Origin of the sequence: Spirosoma liriopis (assembly GCF_023196085.1) — a bacterium.
Classification (GTDB): Bacteria; Bacteroidota; Bacteroidia; order Cytophagales; family Spirosomataceae; genus Spirosoma; species Spirosoma oryzicola.
Window position 1 is genome coordinate 157,595 of sequence record NZ_JALPRF010000005.1, and the last position, 16,673, is coordinate 174,267.

The window sequence follows — 16,673 nt, forward strand, 5'->3', positions numbered from 1 at the left end:
TTTTCGAAAAGAGCCCAAATCTCTTATTGGCATCGCCTTGCCTTTTTCAACCGATCAACCTTTAAATTCATGAAAATCATACCCATACTTTTGGTGGCTATACTGCTGCTGTGTGTGCACATCGGTATTGCTCAGAAACAACCAGTAAGTTACTCGGTTCAGGGGACGATTGCCGATTCATCCACGCGTAAGCCATTGACCTTCATCACGGTTAATTTGATGAAAGGGCCAGACACCGCTCTGAAAGTTGATTATTCCAAAGCAGACGGCTTTTTTTCGTTTACGGGTTTAGAAGCGGGCAGCTACTGGCTGGTGATGGCAGGAGTAGGCTACAGGACCAAACGAATTCCAATCGAATTGAGAGACTCGCTACAAAAAGAGGTGGAGCTGGGCACCGTGCTGCTTAGTCCAGACATCGTGGGTTTGCAAGAAGTCGTCGTAACGGCTGCCAAGCAAATTGTCAAGCAGGAAATAGACCGGATTAGCTACAACCTTCAGGCTGATCCTGAAAGCAAGGTTGTCAACGTCTTAGAGATGATGCGAAAAGTACCGCTTCTTTCGCTGGATGGCGACAACAATATCCTCATGAAAGGGAATAGTGATTTTAAGATTTTTATCAACGGAAAACCGTCGAGCATGATGGAGCGCAACTACAAAGACATTCTCAGGAGTATGCCTGCTTCATCCATTGAGCGCATTGACGTAATTACCTCGCCACCAGCCAAGTACGACGCAGAGGGATTAGCTGGGATTATCGACATCATCACCACAAAAAAGCTGGACAATGGTTATAACGGTTCCATCAACTTCAGCGAACGTTTTCCGGTGGGCGGGCCGGGTTTGGGTGGATCCGTTTCGGCAAAGTTGGGGAAATTCGGCGTCTCAGCCTTTGGCGGGGCTAGTCTTTACAATAATCTTCCCGTTCGAGGGGGTGTCCAACGAGTTACTACCGGTGAACAACCGACTAATCTTTTACAGGAAGGCACTACAGGCTCGAAAAGTCGAACATCCTACCTGGGCTACGAAATGAGCTATGAAATCGATGCGCAGAATCTACTTGTTGCTCAGTTCAATCTGAATGGCAATCAATTGACAGGCAATTCATTACAGACCAGTTTATTAACAACGTCAGGTGTTTATCAACAAGGCTACACGCTGGAAAATAACCGTACGGGAGATGGACAGGGTGTAGATGCCTCATTGAATTATCAACGCAGCTTTCGGGCGGATAAAAACCGTTTATTGACCCTTTCGTACCGCTATCTATCCTATCGAGACGGCCAGCATAGTAATTTGAGCATTACGGAACGAATGAATTATATCCTGCCTGACTATCAGCAAGTAAACGACCAGTCTTTCGCGGAACAAACGTTTCAGCTAGACTATGTACACCCGATCAAAAAACACCAGATTGAAGCGGGTATAAAAGGAATTTTACGGGATAATCAAAGCAATTTTCAGTACGCTGTAGCAGATTCTGTAACGCGCGAGTATGTGATTCAACCAGCTATCAGCAATCGATTTAAGAATACGCAGAATGTGTTCGGGGCTTACGCGACGTATCAGTATTCGTTGAAAAGCTGGGGCGTAAAAGCAGGCTTACGTATAGAAGAAACCGTTATTGATGCTGATTTTATTTCGGTCGATGCCAAATTACAACGGACGTATTTTAACCTGATCCCCTCCGTATCTGTAAATCGGAAACTAGAGAACAGCGCTGGCTTTACCCTAAGCTATACACAGCGCATTCAACGACCAGGAATTAATCAGTTAAATCCGTTTGTGGATCGTTCTAATCCAAATTTCGAGCGAAGCGGCAATCCTGAACTTCGACCCGCCCTTGTCAACGACATTCAGGTAACGTATAGCAGGCCAGCAAAAGCTCAACTTAACATAGGCTTGGGATTTACGTTTTTTCGGAATCTTGTTTTTACGGTATCGGTATACGATTCAGCGACAAACATTACGCGAACCTCCTACGGAAACACAGGTACGGCGAAGCTCCCAAGCTTATACGTAAACCTCAGTTATTCGATCACCAAACAGTGGAACTTAAGTGCAAACAGCCGGGCTGCTTATGGGATGGTGCAGGGGCTGGTCAATAGCGTATTAATCAAAAATAGTGGATTGATGTACAACGTTGCTGTGTCCACCAATTACAGACTACCCAAAGACTGGCGGCTGACAGCCAATGTGCAGCTGAATGGCCCAAGTATTAACTTACAGGGTAACACAAATAGTCTGCTCGCTACTTCGCTCAGCATCAATAAAGATCTGATCAAAGACAAGTTAGTGCTGGCAGGTTCGGTCAGCAACCCATTTCGCACCTACAGAAAATACCTTTCCAACACGTTCGGACCTGATTTTGAGCAGACAAGTTTTCGGTGGGACTACTATCGGTCGTTTACTGCTAGTTTGAACTACAAATTCGGGACGCTCAAGGAAACGATAAAAAAAAGCAAACGCGGAATTCGTAATGACGATGTCCTGAGTGGGAATTAGTCTGCTTGGTAGTAGCCGATTAATCTGAATAGTCTACGATATAGTAACTTCTGTAATATGCTGAAAATTAACATGTTACAATGCCACTTTTTTAGTTGATCCCCGAATTGTTTTGAACAGGGCGAAACTGCCCGCGATTACCAATCCGACAACCAGCCCCACGCCAAATTCTCGCACTATTGCTGGAAGATCAGGGTACAGATGATGCAAGAAGTCTAAGTTATGCACAAAAATCCCGCCCGCAACCAGCAAGAGAGCCAACGTTCCTACTACGCTTAAAATTCTGATGATAACCGGCAGCGCCTTTACAAGACCATTGCCTAGTATCGAGAAAAACCCTTTATTGTCTGACCATTTAATCAATCGGTAGCCTGCGTCATCCATTCGCACGATGAGCGCTACCAGACCATATACGCCGACCGTCGCTATCACGGCAACCGCTGACACCGTTACTACCTGAATCATTGTCTGTTGATCGGTAACTGAACCCAGTGAAATGATGACGATTTCTACTGACAGAATAAAGTCGGTCATGATGGCGGATTTTATCTTCGCTTTTTCGTGATCGACGGCTCGATCAGCCTGTTCACTTGCTACGGCTGCTGGCGTATCTGTCTTTGCCGTCTTAAAAAAGTATTCGATTATTTTGTGGCCCCCTTCGTAAGCCAGATAACACCCTCCCAACACCAGTATAAATGTGATTGCAATGGGAAAGAACACATTCAGTAATAGCGCAACGGGAACGATAATAAGTTTGTTGATCAACGATCCTTTCGTAATTGACCATAGTATCGGTAACTCTCTTTCGGCCAGGAAACCCGTAGCTTTTTCTGCGTTTACGGCTAGGTCGTCGCCTAGTATACCGGCTGTTTTTCGGGTGGCTACTTTTGTCGCTAAAGCCACATCATCCATCAGGGCCGCTATATCGTCCAGAACTGCAAAAATACCAGATGCCATTTCTTTGCTTAATTTAAATTGATAGTCCCAGAGCCTTATCCTGTCTGTATATTGTATACACAGTTTGTTCATTAGATTCTGGAACGAATAGACAAACCGTAGCAAGGGACCGCTTGTTTGATCAAGCTGCGCGTTACAGAAGAGAATGTCTTACTGCAAGTATGAGCAAAATGCTATAAAAACGATTTGAAGACGCTTCCACCTTGCATTATTCCGATTATCGACTACACATCGATTGTCCTGCATGCTCAACCAGAATGCAGGTAAGTAGTTTTACCAAATCTGCGGTACCGATGAGAAGTCGTCACAGTTGTTTAATACGAACACTATGTGTCTCAACATTTGCTAGTCAATTGTTCTTTATCAAAACGAGCTACCTAAGCAGTGCCTTAATGTAAGCGCTATAATCGGCTATAGGCGTACTTAGTCATTGTCAACTCAAATGGGTTGCAAATTGGATCTGCTACCAAACACCCTGGTCCAAGTGCACGTTTGAATGTTGTGTTTCGTCCCTTAATTCAGGAAATTCCGTCTGAAAAATGTACAGCTAAATTTGATAGCGATAGATAGCGATTATCCTGAAAAATCAACACGGCTTTTGGCGAAAAAGTAAACATCGTTTCCTAGAATCATATGCTAATGAACCTTATAACTAACGCATTATAGGCTAGAGCGCGAGCAATCGGCTGATTCCCTGCTATGATTTAGCAATCAGATACTTACATAAAAGAAAGCACCTTTAAATACCATACCATTTTCTCCTATATGCTATGTAGTGAAATCAAAAACATTAATTGGTTTATGAAGTTGTCATATGACAAAACCATTATTCATGAAACAAGCGCCCGCAGACTTCAACCCACTGCCTTACGATCCTTCCTACGAGCAGCCTGAGCCAGACGAAGCCCAAACCATTCAGGAGATTATTGATACGATGGCCCATATCCAACGAAAAACGTATCAGTCACAGGGACACGCCATACGGAGTGTACACGCGAAAGGTCATGCTATCTTGACGGGTGAATTTCAGGTATTCGATAACCTGCCTCCTTATCTGGCACAGGGCTTGTTTGCGAAACCCGGCACCTATCCGATTACGGCGCGTATTTCTACTCAACCGGGTGATGTACTACCTGATAGCGTATCGACACCCCGTGGCATTTCCTTTAAAATTGGTGGTGTGGAAGGCGAGCATCTACCCGGTGCGGATGAATCAACTTCGCAGGATTTTATTCTGGTCAATAGTCCCATTTTTCCGCAAAAGCTTAAAGATTTTCTGGGTGGTCTGAAACGATTCGATCTGTTGACAAACAAGGCCGAGGGCCTCAAAGAAGGAATCTCCAAAACCCTGCGTGCTATTGGCGAAGTCGTAGAAAAGGTTAGCGGTTCCGATGCGGGCGTGATGCCAGGAATGGGTGGTCAATTGGCTACGCACCCAATGGGCGATACCTATTATTCGCAGGGGGCATACCTGTACGGCGATTACATGGCTAAGTTTTCTCTGACGCCAGTAACATCCAACCTAACTTCTCTCAAAGACCAGCCGATTGATATCGACAGTGACGACGACGCGCTACGCCACCTATTGCAGGATTTTTTCGCTACCAACGGCGGAGAATGGGAATTTGGCGTGCAACTGTCAACTGACATCGAAAAAATGCCAGTAGAAGATGCTTCGGTAGAATGGCCTGAGCAGGAAAGCCCTTACCTCACCGTCGGAAAGCTAACGATTGCTCCCCAGCAAGCATGGACAGACGAAAAGGTGGCTTTGGTAGAAGACAAGATGTACTTCAGCCCCTGGCATGGCCTGGCAGCTCATCGTCCGTTGGGTGTCATTCAGCGGGCACGCAACGCAACCTACAAAGCGTCAGCAGCGTTCCGCCAGAATATGTACGGCAAGGCAGAGGACCCCCAGCAAGTAAAGTAACTATAGTTTGTGGGCTCACCAATTTGTATCTTACATTACGATAACCACGGTAGCGTTTAGCACCCCACCTGTTGAGCAGATAAATCCAAGAATCTATTCTTGTTTTATTAACGTATAAACCTGACATCAGGCACTGGTATTTACAGACAGCTTCGGCGATACCTATGTGTGTTTATCATGCCTGAGCTCGGTGGCTTTTCACTCGGATAGGCTGGCGTCTGATCACTCATACGCGTTACCAATCGACATTACCTAAACAAAGTATGGATCAGAATACTCCTCCCGAAGAATTTACGGGTGACCTTGAACTGGATAAACCCGAAACAGAAGCGGCTGGCATGTCGGCCATTGTTGCTTCGTTTGAACACGTCTTGCGCGGTACGAATGTTAGCCGGGGTTGGAAGGCCCTGGCTAACTTGAATCAGAAAGACGGTTTCGACTGTCCTTCCTGCGCCTGGCCCGATCCAGACGGCAAGCGCTCACCCATTGCTGAGTATTGTGAAAGCGGTGCCAAAGCAGTGGCTGATGAGGTCATGACTAAGCACACCGCTTCCCCCGTCCTGTTTCAGCGCTACTCGGTCGCTGAGTTGATCGAAAAAAGCGATTTGTGGTTAGGTCAGCAGGGTCGTCTGACTCAGCCGCTGGTCCTGCGACCCGGTGCTACTCATTACGTACCCATCGACTGGTCAGAAGCTTTTGACCTCATTGCCGATCAACTGAACGCGCTCGAATCACCCGACGAAGCCATTTTTTACACCTCGGGACGTGCCAGCAACGAAGCCGCTTTTGTGTATCAGCTCTTCGTCAAAATGTTCGGCACCAACAACCTGCCCGACTGTTCGAACATGTGCCACGAATCGACCACAGTTGCCTTGACTGATACCCTCGGCTTAGGCAAAGCGACGGTTACCTACGAGGATTACGAGACGGCTGATGTGGTCATGATTATGGGGCAGAACCCAGGAACAACGGCTCCCCGCATGCTGACCCCAATGGAAGAAATGAAGCGCAAGGGTGGTAAAATCATTGCCGTTAATCCCCTGCACGAAGCCGGTCTGCTGGCCTTCAAATACCCGCAAAGTCCGCGCGACATGCTGTTTGGCGGAGAAAAACTAGCTGATGTCTTTCTGCAAGTCCGTATTAATTCGGACTTGGCACTGCTAAAAGCGATGTGCAAGCTGTTGATAGCGGAAGAGCAAAAAGCGGCTATGGCGGGTCAGCCGGGCAAAGTACTCGACCTGCATTTTATCGAACAGTATACATCCGGTTACGAATCTTTCGTCAAAAGCCTGGACCATTTTGATCTAAACGAACTAGCCGCCCAGTGTGGTCTGACGGTAGAACAGATTCAGCAGGCTGTCGATTTGTTCAAGTACACGCCAAAGCTGATTATTTGCTGGGCAATGGGTTTGACCCAGCACAAGAATGGGGTAGCTACCATTAGTGAAGTCATTAATTTATTGCTCTTAAAAGGCAGTATCGGTATTAAAGGAGGAGGAGCCAGCCCTATACGCGGCCATAGCAATGTACAGGGCGACCGGACGATGGGCGTCTGGGAAAAAACCAAACCCGAACTGCTGGAAGCACTGGAACGAGTGTTTCAGTTCAAGCCCCCTCGCGAGAATGGTTATGATGCGGTGGCCTCGGTAAAGGCCATGCACGAGGGGAAAGGCAAGGTTTTCTTTGGACTGGGCGGCAATTTTACGATGGCCATGTCGGACACCAATTTCACGGCCGAAGGGCTGCGCAAGTGCCGACTGACCGTGCACGTATCGACCAAACTAAACCGTAGCCACCTGATTCATGGTGAAACGGCGCTGATCCTGCCCTGCCTTGGCCGTACCGACCACGATATTCAAGCATCTGGGCCGCAATTTATAAGCTGCGAAAGCACCACCGGCGTAGTAGCCCAGTCGCACGGGATATTGGACCCGGTTTCTCCTCATCTGAAAAGCGAGGTCGCCATCATTTGCGAACTGGCAAAGGCCACACTAGGCGAAAAATCGACCGTAGACTGGGATAGCCTTGTAGCGGATTACGACCGAATCCGGGATCTGATTGCGCAAACCATCAAAGGATTTGACAATTATAACCAAAAGGTGCGGCAGCCGGGCGGATTTTACCTTCCGAATGATCCCCGCGACCGGGTGTTTAAAAATACCAGCGATGGTAAAGCGCACTTTACGGTCAACGCACCAACACCCCATGAGCTGCAATCGGATGAATTGCTGTTGATGACCATTCGCAGCCACGATCAGTTTAACACGACAGTCTACAAAAACGCGGATCGTTACCGGGGCGTTCATAACGAACGACGGGTAGTGTTCATGCATCCCGACGACATAGCCAGTCTGGGCTTACAGGAGAAACAAGCGGTTGATCTGCACAGTCGATATGACGGAGAGACCAGAACTGCACATCGGTTTATAGTAGTGCCTTACGACATTCCGAGGGGTTGCACGGCAGCTTATTTTCCAGAAACCAACGTCCTGGTACCTATCGATCAAATGGCTGAGAAAAGCCATACGCCGATCTCCAAATCCATTGTCGTTAAAGTGACACCGACTCAAGCATAAGCTCATTTCAAAAAGTTCTTCGATCAGCGAAGCAGCCATAATCAAGTTTCTTCTACATCGCTTTCTCGTAACGATGTAGAAGAAACTAAGTAACTAATGAGACATAGCCAGCAAGTTAATCAACAGGTTCGCAACCTGTGTAGACATTAGCCGAAACAAATTTTCGAGAAAGAGTACATTTGGAGACAAAAAGCCTGACAACAACTGTAATTTAGCGCGAATCAAAGCAATATGCTCCTTATGAAAAACACCGTAAAACTAACGGCCTCTTTGCTCCTTGTTGTAAGCGCACTACTCTTATCTCCCCAAGCACAGGCACAATTCCAGGCAAACCTGACAGGAAACTATCTGGCATCAACGGAATCAGGGGCTTCATTCTCCGATGGTCAATGGGGGGGTGGAGCTACACTACGCTATTTTGTTAAACCTAACTTCGCCATTGGATTGAATGGCCGGTATTTTACTTCAAACAGTTCAGCTATCATCCCTTTCGATCCTCAATCAGGCGCTATCTCATCAATTAAAGCCTCGGCAAATCTTCTTATGGTGACAGGACAGGCTGAATACTTTTTTTCCCAATCCGCTCTTCGACCCTACGCTGGTCTGGAAGCTGGGTTGTACCGGTCCGCTACTAAGGTCGAAATCTCCGACGGATATAATACATTTAAAGCGTCTGACAGCGCTAACAAGTTTGGGATAGCACCCAAAGTAGGTTTGCAATATGCCCTCTCGCCCGTTGTTGGCATAAATGTCGATGCGGGTTATCACATTGTATTTGATGATGGCGAAACAGGAAAGGCTTTTTTGCTTGGGGCAGGTGTATACTTCACATTTGGCAAGAAGTAGCATCGATACTCAGCAGAAAAAGGATTCTGTTGACACTAATTTCAGCGTTACCAGAAGAATAGGATTCTCTTACAAATAGTCAGCCGGTGCTTTCCCAAAACGTTGCTGGTACGTTTGGGCAAAATGACTCACCTGCCGAAAGCCAACCTGATAAGCTACCTGCTTGACGGTCGATACCTGGCGAGTTTCTAGGAGAAAACGAGCTTGTCGAAAGCGCGCTTCGGAAAGATATTGGGCCGGAGTCATTCCTGTCAGTCGTTTCACGGTTCGATAAAACGTGCGACGGCTGGCTGCCAGTTCGGACGCTAATTCGTCGGCGGTCAGATCAAAGTTACTCAAGCGAGCCATCGTTAACATTTCCAGTCGTTCGAGCCACAAGCTGTCTTCACTCGATAGAGCCGTTGTGGGTAAGGATGGATCGTCATTCTGCGAAACCTCGACAACTTCCGTTGTCAACGCAACGGATCGTTCGCGTTGATTATGCAGTAACGAAGCAATTCGAGCCATTAATTCTTCCTCGTCGAACGGCTTCAGCAGGTAATCATCAACACCAATTCGTAAGGCCCGCAATCGATCAACCATTTCGGCCCTGGCGGTAAGCATTATTACGGGGATTCGCCGGTACGTATCATTTCCTTTGAGCGTTTCCAGCAATTGAAAGCCATCCATGACAGGCATCATGATGTCAGAAACAATGAGCGACGGTAGCAGTGGCAGCTCGGCCAACCGTGTCAACGCTACTTGTCCATTTTCGGCAGTTTGTACCGTAAATAACGGTGACAAGATGGTCACTAGGTAATTGCGCAGGTCTGGATTATCTTCCACAACCAATACAACATCCGCACAATGAGCCTTTACTTCTTCTGCGAGTTGTTTCGTGGAATTGCCGCCTGCCACTTCTTCCGACACGGGGCTTTCTGCGTCGGACTCCTGCTGCGGCATGCTGCTAATAGGAGCGGGTAGCTCTATCCTAAACGTACTTCCTTGCCCGAGCTGGCTTTCGACCCGTAGCGTACCCTGCATTAGCCGTACCAGCTCCTGACAAAGCGCCAGACCAATGCCTGTCCCACCTTCCAGAGGTGTGTCCGACTGCCTTGTTTGAAAATAGCGATCAAACACATACGGTAAATCATCGGGTGAAATACCACGACCCGTATCCAGCACCGCTATATGCAATTGGGGTTCAGCATAGTTCAGGGTCACTTTTACAAATCCATCGGTAGGAGTGAATTTGAGCGCGTTTGCAAGCAAGTTGGTAAGCACCTGTCGCAATTTTCGTTCGTCTAACTGGACAATCAATTCATCACGGACAGCCAATTCGCTGGTCAGCGTGATTTCTTTCTGACGCGCCAATGAATCGAAACTGGCAACCAGACCACTGACCAACGATTTTACTCGTACAGCCTGACTATTCAGTTGCATTTTGCCAGCCTCTAGTTTAGTCAGATCAAGCAGTTCGTTCACCAAACCAAGCAGGTTTTCCGCATTTCGTTGGGCTGTCTGCACGAGGTATTCATCCCTGGACGTTAGCTCTCTGCTTAGAAGTACGCTTTTCAGCGGTCCTAGCATAAGCGTCAGTGGCGTACGAAGCTCATGCGATACGTTAGCAAAAAAGCGGGTTTTAGCCAAATCAAGCTGCCGCAGTTCGTTGGCCTGCTGTTCACGAAGTAACAGTTCATTGCGTTCGCGTTCACGCTTTGTGCGAAACCGGACAAACCCAACCAGTCCCGAAACCGCCAGTAGTGTGTATAAACTATACGCCCATCCGCCAGCCCAGAAGGGTGGCAACACGGCGATGCTCAGTTCTTTTACGTGACGGCTCCACTGGCCTGTTTCATTGCCGGCATTCACCTCCAAGGTGTACTGACCGGGTGGAAGTTTTGTATAGCTGGCTCTCGGCTGATTGCTAATAGTCCATCGATCATCATACCCCCGCAGTTTGTAGCGGTAAACCACCCGGTCGGGCTGATGACAATGCAAAGCAGCGAACTCAAACGTTACATAATTTTGATTATAGGAAAGCTGAAGGTCCGACGCATTATTGACCGGCGTTGGCAGCGGAGAGTCAGTTCCATACTGTGCTACAGACTGGTTGTTGATGAACAACTCGGTTAGTGCCACAACGGGCTGTAATGTGTCCTCTTTAATCAGCGCAGGATCGAACACCAACCACCCTTTTATACCACCAAAAGCCAGCTGACCGTTCGGCAGTTTAAGGTGATGAAATCGGTTAAACTCGTTTCCCGGTAATCCGTCAGCTGTTTGTAGACTCAGAACTGTATGTCGGATGGGATGAAAACGGCACAGTCCTTTGTTGGTGCTAAGCCAGAGGTACCCCTGCCTGTCGGGCACCACCGAGTAAATAGTATTGTTGGGCAATCCATGCGCGGTCGTAAAACGTTGGTAGCGGTGGGTGCGTTTGTTGAAGCAAATTAGCCCTTGATAGCTACCGATCCACAGCAAATGACTACGGGTCGGGTCCTGCTCTAAATCGAGAAGTGTTGGATTGGCTTGTTTGTCATCGGGCGAACCGAATCGAAAAGCCTGGTAGCGCCGGGCATCGAGCGTATAATGCAACAGTCCTTTGCCGATGGTCGTTACCCACAAACTTGTCGAATCAACCAGCAGGTCATTCGTTAAGGTAGGCGGCAATGCGGTCAAACGCCCACGAAACAATGCTTGCCAGCTACTGGTCAGGCTATCGTACCCGTACGGCTCACCCTGTTCCGTAACGACCCATATTTTACCATCAGGAGCAATCGATAAGCCGCGCAGACCATTATTGAACGAGGCCGTTATTTTGCTGGGTACAGTGGGTAAAAGCGTAATTTTTTTCTGCTGATTATGATAGCACCCTACCTGGTCGCCTAGACCAACCCACAGTCGTCCCCACGGGTCATAGCTTGATCGCATGATATACGAGCTTTGCGAATTAGCCGTTTCATTCGTAAAAGGCCAGCGGTAAGTAGCCATCAGTGACACATCCAGCTCCTGCTGAACCACATCCTGACAGAACGCTTTTTTGTATGAATACGTATGCAAAGGTGTCGCAGCCAGATCAAGCCTTAATAAGCCCAGGGTATTACCGCCGATCCACAGCACTCCCGCTTGATCAAAACTTATGTCTGTGCACCATAAACCCGTAGACAGGTTATCTTTTGAAGGCTGGTAACGCCAGACGGGTGTTAACCCTTGTTGATCGGTATATCGGTAAACGGTTCCGGCGTATTCGATCCACTCCCCTCCTTTCGGGCTTTGAGCTATGTGGCGTATTCCTTCTTTATCTTCAATGGACAGATCAACGATCCGAAACGTATGGCGATTGGGGTCAAAAAAGTATAGCTTTTTTCGGTCACTAAACATCAGTTCACCGCTAGTTCGTACAAGTACGCCGAGTTTCTCTGCGCCTGCAGCGGTATAGCCTTCCGGACGCACCAGTGGCAACGGATAGGCTGTATTGATAAACCGATTTGTTGTTTTGTCGAACTGGCTCAGGCCGTTTTGTGTGATAACCCAAAGACGTTGCTGCCGATCTTCTGCAATGGCTTTGACCGTATCCGACGCCAGTCCGTGAATAGTCCTGCCCAACTGCTGAATTTTATTGCGCTTGAAGTCGCAGTGGAATATGCCTTTGTTGAGTAAAGTACCCCATAGATTTCCCTGGTGGTCAACTTTCAGCTGGCAACCAACCGTGAAGGGAAGTTTTTTAATGATGGCGAAGGCAGGTTGGCGGGTCAGGTGCCAGAAGCGGCCCATTCGGGTATCCAGCCGGTCGATCTCACCATTTTCGTAGTGAACCCAAATTTCATTTTTTGCTCCTTTCCAAAGACCACTGACTGCGTTATCGATGGGGGAAGTCGGGTCATCGTCCTGATGCTGAAACGTAATAAAGCGCCGACCATCATAGCGTGCCAGCCCATCAAGGGTACCCACCCAGATAAATCCATCGTCGTCTAAAACGACTCCTGAAACGAATGATTGAGGTAAACCTTTCTCAACATCGAGAATTTGAAGAGGTGGCCAGCCACCAGCTTGACTAATGGGTTGTCCACCAGCGTCTTGCCAAGACAACAAACATAGCGGCATCGTCAACAGAAAAACGATGCTGAACAAAGCGGTACTCATGATGTCGAAACAAACTGAACTCAGGATAAAGCGGCCTATAAACCGTCAGTCTGACAAGTTTATTTACTAATATACAGCCATTATTAATTTATGTTCATGCTTGTTTAATTTATCAGCAATTGATAGCTATAATTAGACTACACAAACCAAAAACTCCTCTTCATAAAGAATTCATACACCTAACCACCACGGTTACTGGCAAAAGCAACCAAAAGAGCAGTAAACATGAGTACTGCCGAGTTTTATTTGTTAGTTTATGGTTAAGCAGATCGCCAAAAAGACGTTATTTGAACCAACTTTATTTTGATACCCTTATGATCCACAAAACGATTAAATCGCTCTTGATTCAAGGATGTTTGTTGGTTTGCAGTGTCGCAACCTTAACCAGTTGCGCGACTGTCTTCGGTGGACCCCGAACCAGCTATCAGGTTACTAAACCCCGTGATGGAGAACCACAGCGGGAAGTGCGAGTAGGTGCTTTGATTGCGGATATTATTCTGTTCTGGCCAGGCACGATTGTCGACTTCGCGACAGGAGCCATTTACAGACCTGCCCCCCTTAAGCCACCATACATCACACCCTCGACAACACCACCAACCGAACTGAGATAACACTACCGATGGCCGCTGTAACGTTTACGGCGGCCATCGGTGCTAGGCTATTAACTAGAGGTAGCCTAAACCCTTGTCAGTAAGTCTATACAGAATCTCGACTTCGTTGATTCCCCCAAAATTATTCTGCATATTGGCCTTATCTGTCAACTATTCAGCCTGGCCTTCGTCTGCTGGTGGCCTACTCTATGACAAACCTTTTTCGTCGGCTCTTTAAACTTCCTTTTCTTAACCCCCCTGCGCAAAGTATCTGGATCATCATTGGTTTAGTTTCGTGGACAGTCCCGCTTGGCAACTATGTTTGGCTGGGTCCACGCTACTTCTCCGATTGGCGTATTTTAATTTTGTCGTCCAGTATCGCTTATCTGGTCTGCTTCTCGCTGCTGGCTGCGCAAACAGCAATTATTCGTTGGATAACGCATCAATACCCGGACTTGTCGCAAACGCCTAAGCGTATGTTGCTCGAATTTCCGGTATTTATCGTTATGACCATCGCGACCGAGGTTATTGCTTTTTACGTGTATGGACTGATTCCCTTTTTCGATTTTAGACCTACCCCTTCAACAAAAATCATTATCTTCTGGATAGGGCTTGGCTCCAATGTTATTTCGCTGTGCATGTACGAGCTGTACTATACACTTACCAAGTGGCGGGAGAATAGTATACAGACTGAAGTGTACAAGCGCGAATCTTTGCTAAATCAACTGGAAGTTCTCAAAAATCAGGTCAATCCTCATTTTCTGTTCAACAGTCTGAACTCGCTTTCATCGCTTATCAGTGATGAGCCTAAACAAGCCGAACAGTTTGTTGATGAACTAGCCAAAGTCTACCGTTACCTGTTACAAACCAACGAGGGTAATCTGACAACGCTGGATAACGAACTGGTATTTATTGAGTCGTATTATTATCTGCTCAAAACGCGTCACCAACGGGGAATTGAGCTTACTGTCGATATTAAGGGAGATTTCCGGTCCCAGCTACTCCCACCTTTAACGTTGCAATTGTTGGTCGAAAATGCCGTCAAGCATAACCGCGAGCAAGCCACTCAACCGTTGCGCATTACGATTGATACCAATCCGGAGGGCTGGCTCCGGGTACAAAACAACCTTCAACGTAAACGTATACGCATGGCATCCAACCGGGTTGGGTTGTCTAACATATCAACCAAGTATCGCCTACTCGATCAGCCTGAGCCAATTATTACTGACAACAATAGTCTATTTACAGTGATCCTGCCATTGCTGGCCGATAGACAATTGACTAAGCGATAACTGTTGGTTGGTTGTGGCTACTGTCCCACTACTCGTAACAGAACATTTTATCTAATAAGCTCCTCCCCTATTTTCAACGAGCAGACAAGATTTAAACAATTAGAAAAACTGTTACCTTATGAAACGGTTCTTGTGAATGTTATTCATGCGGTTGAAAACAACACGATCAGAACAGAACGTTTTAGATAACGCCTTTACCTATACTAAGAATCCACACATTAAGCGTTAAATAATTGGGAATGGTCAAGTATTTAACTAACATTTGCATCTTTGTGGCGGTACGTTAAACAACAAGTAAGAATGTGTAATGATAATTTGATCGATGTCGCTGAGTCTACAGGAGCGCAAAAAGAGTTCGCACGTATAGCGATTGAAGTCAATATTGCGTTTCGACAGTTTGTCCAGCAAAAACTCAAACAGCAAAAGTTCGATCTAACCTATGAAATGTTGCAGGTGATGGGGTATCTGTGGGAAAACGACGGTGTTAACCAGCAGGAGATTGCCAATGCGACGTTAAAAGATAAAGCCAGTCTAACCTACCTGATTGACAATCTGACCCGACGAGAGCTGGTTTACAGACAAGAGGATACGAATGACCGACGCAACAAATTGATTTTTCTCACCGATCAGGGAAAGCAACTCAAACAGGAAATTTTGCCTTGGATTTATGAGATGTACACAGCTGCCAATTCAGGAATAACCGAGCAGGAATTTGAAAATGCAATGCAGGTACTTCGCAAGGTCATAAACAATTTAAGAGGAGATCAACTTTAACTTATTAGTTAAATAATATATCGTTAAGAACTGTATCATAATTAGACTCCTTGTCTGGCTCACGGACCTTTTGCCTTTCAATTAGTGATGACGATACGTTTCTAGTGATTATGGCCTATATGGTTGGGAACCGGTTAGGCTTATTTCGTCAGTCACCGGCCCCCTTACTGTTATTTACGATACTGCGATTCTGGCATGATCGTAAAGTGCCTGCTCCATTACCTGCGTCACTTGATCGGGATGGCCGGTGAAAGGTCCAGAAGAACCGATTTTTAACGTAGCCATCGCGGCTCCAAACTCACCTGCTTCCTGGATCGAAGCGCCCTTGGTCTTTTTCCACAAATAGCCTGCCATGTAGGTATCTCCACAACCTGTTGCATCGATAACAGCCGTTGGCCGGAACGCTGGAATTTTATAAAAAGTGCCTCCTGTGTAGACAAGTGATCCCTCGCTACCCAAGGTAATAATGACCTCCGATACACCCAGATCAGCTAAGTAGTTTGCGCCATCGCGTGCGTTTTTTTTGCCCGTGATCACTTCCATTTCAAATTCATTGGCTTTTAGGATGCTCACGTAAGGCAGGATTTGCTTTTTATCGATCCAATCCTGATAGATTACTTTTTTAGCGCGAACGTCTCTTAGATACCCCTGCACATCCAGCGAAACCTGCCCTCTCTGCGCTAATTCCTTGATCAGAGCCACCGGAATGTCATCATACAGTAAAGGGCCCAGATGGAATACTTTAGCGCTGATCGTTGGCATTAAAGCAACGTCAAATGGCGACGCTTTACGCAGCACTTGTTGCTGGCGGTAATTCTGATCTTCGCTGTAAATATTCTCGAAAAAGACTGTATTCTCACTTGGTAAACTGTAAACGTCGATTCCTTCGGCGCGCAGACTATCTACAATGGGCTGTTCCTGAGGTGCCACCGCTGTGACTAGGCAGTAATTTACGTCAAACTGTAGGAGCGATTTAGAAAAATAAAACGAAGTACCACCCGGCATGTGGGTCACGGATTGCGCTGTAACGACCTTATCTAGTGATATGTGCCCGATTGTGCAAATGTCAAACATAATTTAAACG

10 protein-coding genes are annotated in these 16,673 nt (G+C 46.9%); 7 read left to right on the forward strand and 3 right to left on the reverse strand.

The features are described from left to right. The first annotated feature begins 69 nt into the window (after window positions 1–69). Window positions 70–2,502, forward strand: coding sequence for a TonB-dependent receptor (locus M0L20_RS24060; RefSeq protein WP_248479593.1), 2,433 nt, complete (start codon window positions 70–72; stop codon window positions 2,500–2,502). A 75-nt stretch (window positions 2,503–2,577) separates the two neighbouring features. Here the strand turns inward: M0L20_RS24060 and M0L20_RS24065 are convergent, their stop codons facing one another. Beyond that, window positions 2,578–3,459, reverse strand: coding sequence for a DUF808 domain-containing protein (locus M0L20_RS24065; RefSeq protein ID WP_248479594.1), 882 nt, complete (start codon window positions 3,457–3,459; stop codon window positions 2,578–2,580). A gap of 832 nt (window positions 3,460–4,291) precedes the next feature. Between M0L20_RS24065 and M0L20_RS24070 the strand changes: the two genes are divergently transcribed. The 3 genes from M0L20_RS24070 to M0L20_RS24080 all read left to right on the forward strand — a co-directional run bounded on the left by M0L20_RS24070 (window position 4,292) and on the right by M0L20_RS24080 (window position 8,808). Further along, window positions 4,292–5,386 carry a catalase family protein gene (locus tag M0L20_RS24070; RefSeq protein WP_248479596.1) on the forward strand — a complete coding sequence of 365 codons (1,095 nt, stop codon included), beginning with the start codon at window positions 4,292–4,294 and terminating at the stop codon, window positions 5,384–5,386. Between the two features lie 263 nt (window positions 5,387–5,649). Next, on the forward strand, window positions 5,650–7,962 hold the full coding sequence (locus M0L20_RS24075; protein WP_248479598.1) for an FdhF/YdeP family oxidoreductase: 2,313 nt from the start codon (window positions 5,650–5,652) through the stop codon (window positions 7,960–7,962). 240 nt (window positions 7,963–8,202) lie between these two features. Continuing rightward, window positions 8,203–8,808, forward strand: coding sequence for an outer membrane beta-barrel protein (locus tag M0L20_RS24080; protein ID WP_248479600.1), 606 nt, complete (start codon window positions 8,203–8,205; stop codon window positions 8,806–8,808). A gap of 69 nt (window positions 8,809–8,877) precedes the next feature. Here M0L20_RS24080 and M0L20_RS24085 read toward each other — a convergent pair whose 3' ends face one another. After that, on the reverse strand, window positions 8,878–12,933 hold the full coding sequence (locus tag M0L20_RS24085; protein ID WP_248479602.1) for a hybrid sensor histidine kinase/response regulator transcription factor: 4,056 nt from the start codon (window positions 12,931–12,933) through the stop codon (window positions 8,878–8,880). Between the two features lie 314 nt (window positions 12,934–13,247). On the opposite strand from M0L20_RS24085, the gene M0L20_RS24090 reads away from it, so the two are divergent. From M0L20_RS24090 to M0L20_RS24100, 3 genes are all read left to right on the forward strand, one after another. Next, window positions 13,248–13,544, forward strand: a complete 297-nt coding sequence (locus M0L20_RS24090) for a hypothetical protein (RefSeq protein WP_232563295.1) — start codon at window positions 13,248–13,250, stop codon at window positions 13,542–13,544. Window positions 13,545–13,732: 188 nt separating this feature from the next. After that, window positions 13,733–14,815: a sensor histidine kinase gene (locus M0L20_RS24095; protein ID WP_248479604.1), complete on the forward strand. Its 1,083-nt coding sequence runs from the start codon at window positions 13,733–13,735 to the stop codon at window positions 14,813–14,815. 300 nt (window positions 14,816–15,115) lie between these two features. After that, on the forward strand, window positions 15,116–15,589 hold the full coding sequence (locus M0L20_RS24100) for a MarR family winged helix-turn-helix transcriptional regulator (RefSeq protein ID WP_232563293.1): 474 nt from the start codon (window positions 15,116–15,118) through the stop codon (window positions 15,587–15,589). A 174-nt stretch (window positions 15,590–15,763) separates the two neighbouring features. Here the strand turns inward: M0L20_RS24100 and M0L20_RS24105 are convergent, their stop codons facing one another. Then, window positions 15,764–16,663: a PfkB family carbohydrate kinase gene (locus M0L20_RS24105; protein ID WP_248479606.1), complete on the reverse strand. Its 900-nt coding sequence runs from the start codon at window positions 16,661–16,663 to the stop codon at window positions 15,764–15,766. Between the last annotated feature and the right edge of the window lie 10 nt (window positions 16,664–16,673).

Excerpts from the sequence above, each read along its gene's own strand:
- M0L20_RS24060 (WP_248479593.1), top strand. The coding sequence starts at position 70 with ATGAAAATCATACCCATACTTTTGGTGGCTATACTGCTGCTGTGTGTG.
- M0L20_RS24065 (WP_248479594.1), bottom strand. The coding sequence starts at position 3,459 with ATGGCATCTGGTATTTTTGCAGTTCTGGACGATATAGCGGCCCTGATG.
- M0L20_RS24070 (WP_248479596.1), top strand. The coding sequence starts at position 4,292 with ATGAAACAAGCGCCCGCAGACTTCAACCCACTGCCTTACGATCCTTCC.
- M0L20_RS24075 (WP_248479598.1), top strand. The coding sequence starts at position 5,650 with ATGGATCAGAATACTCCTCCCGAAGAATTTACGGGTGACCTTGAACTG.
- M0L20_RS24080 (WP_248479600.1), top strand. The coding sequence starts at position 8,203 with ATGAAAAACACCGTAAAACTAACGGCCTCTTTGCTCCTTGTTGTAAGC.
- M0L20_RS24085 (WP_248479602.1), bottom strand. The coding sequence starts at position 12,933 with ATGAGTACCGCTTTGTTCAGCATCGTTTTTCTGTTGACGATGCCGCTA.
- M0L20_RS24090 (WP_232563295.1), top strand. The coding sequence starts at position 13,248 with ATGATCCACAAAACGATTAAATCGCTCTTGATTCAAGGATGTTTGTTG.
- M0L20_RS24095 (WP_248479604.1), top strand. The coding sequence starts at position 13,733 with ATGACAAACCTTTTTCGTCGGCTCTTTAAACTTCCTTTTCTTAACCCC.
- M0L20_RS24100 (WP_232563293.1), top strand. The coding sequence starts at position 15,116 with ATGTGTAATGATAATTTGATCGATGTCGCTGAGTCTACAGGAGCGCAA.
- M0L20_RS24105 (WP_248479606.1), bottom strand. The coding sequence starts at position 16,663 with ATGTTTGACATTTGCACAATCGGGCACATATCACTAGATAAGGTCGTT.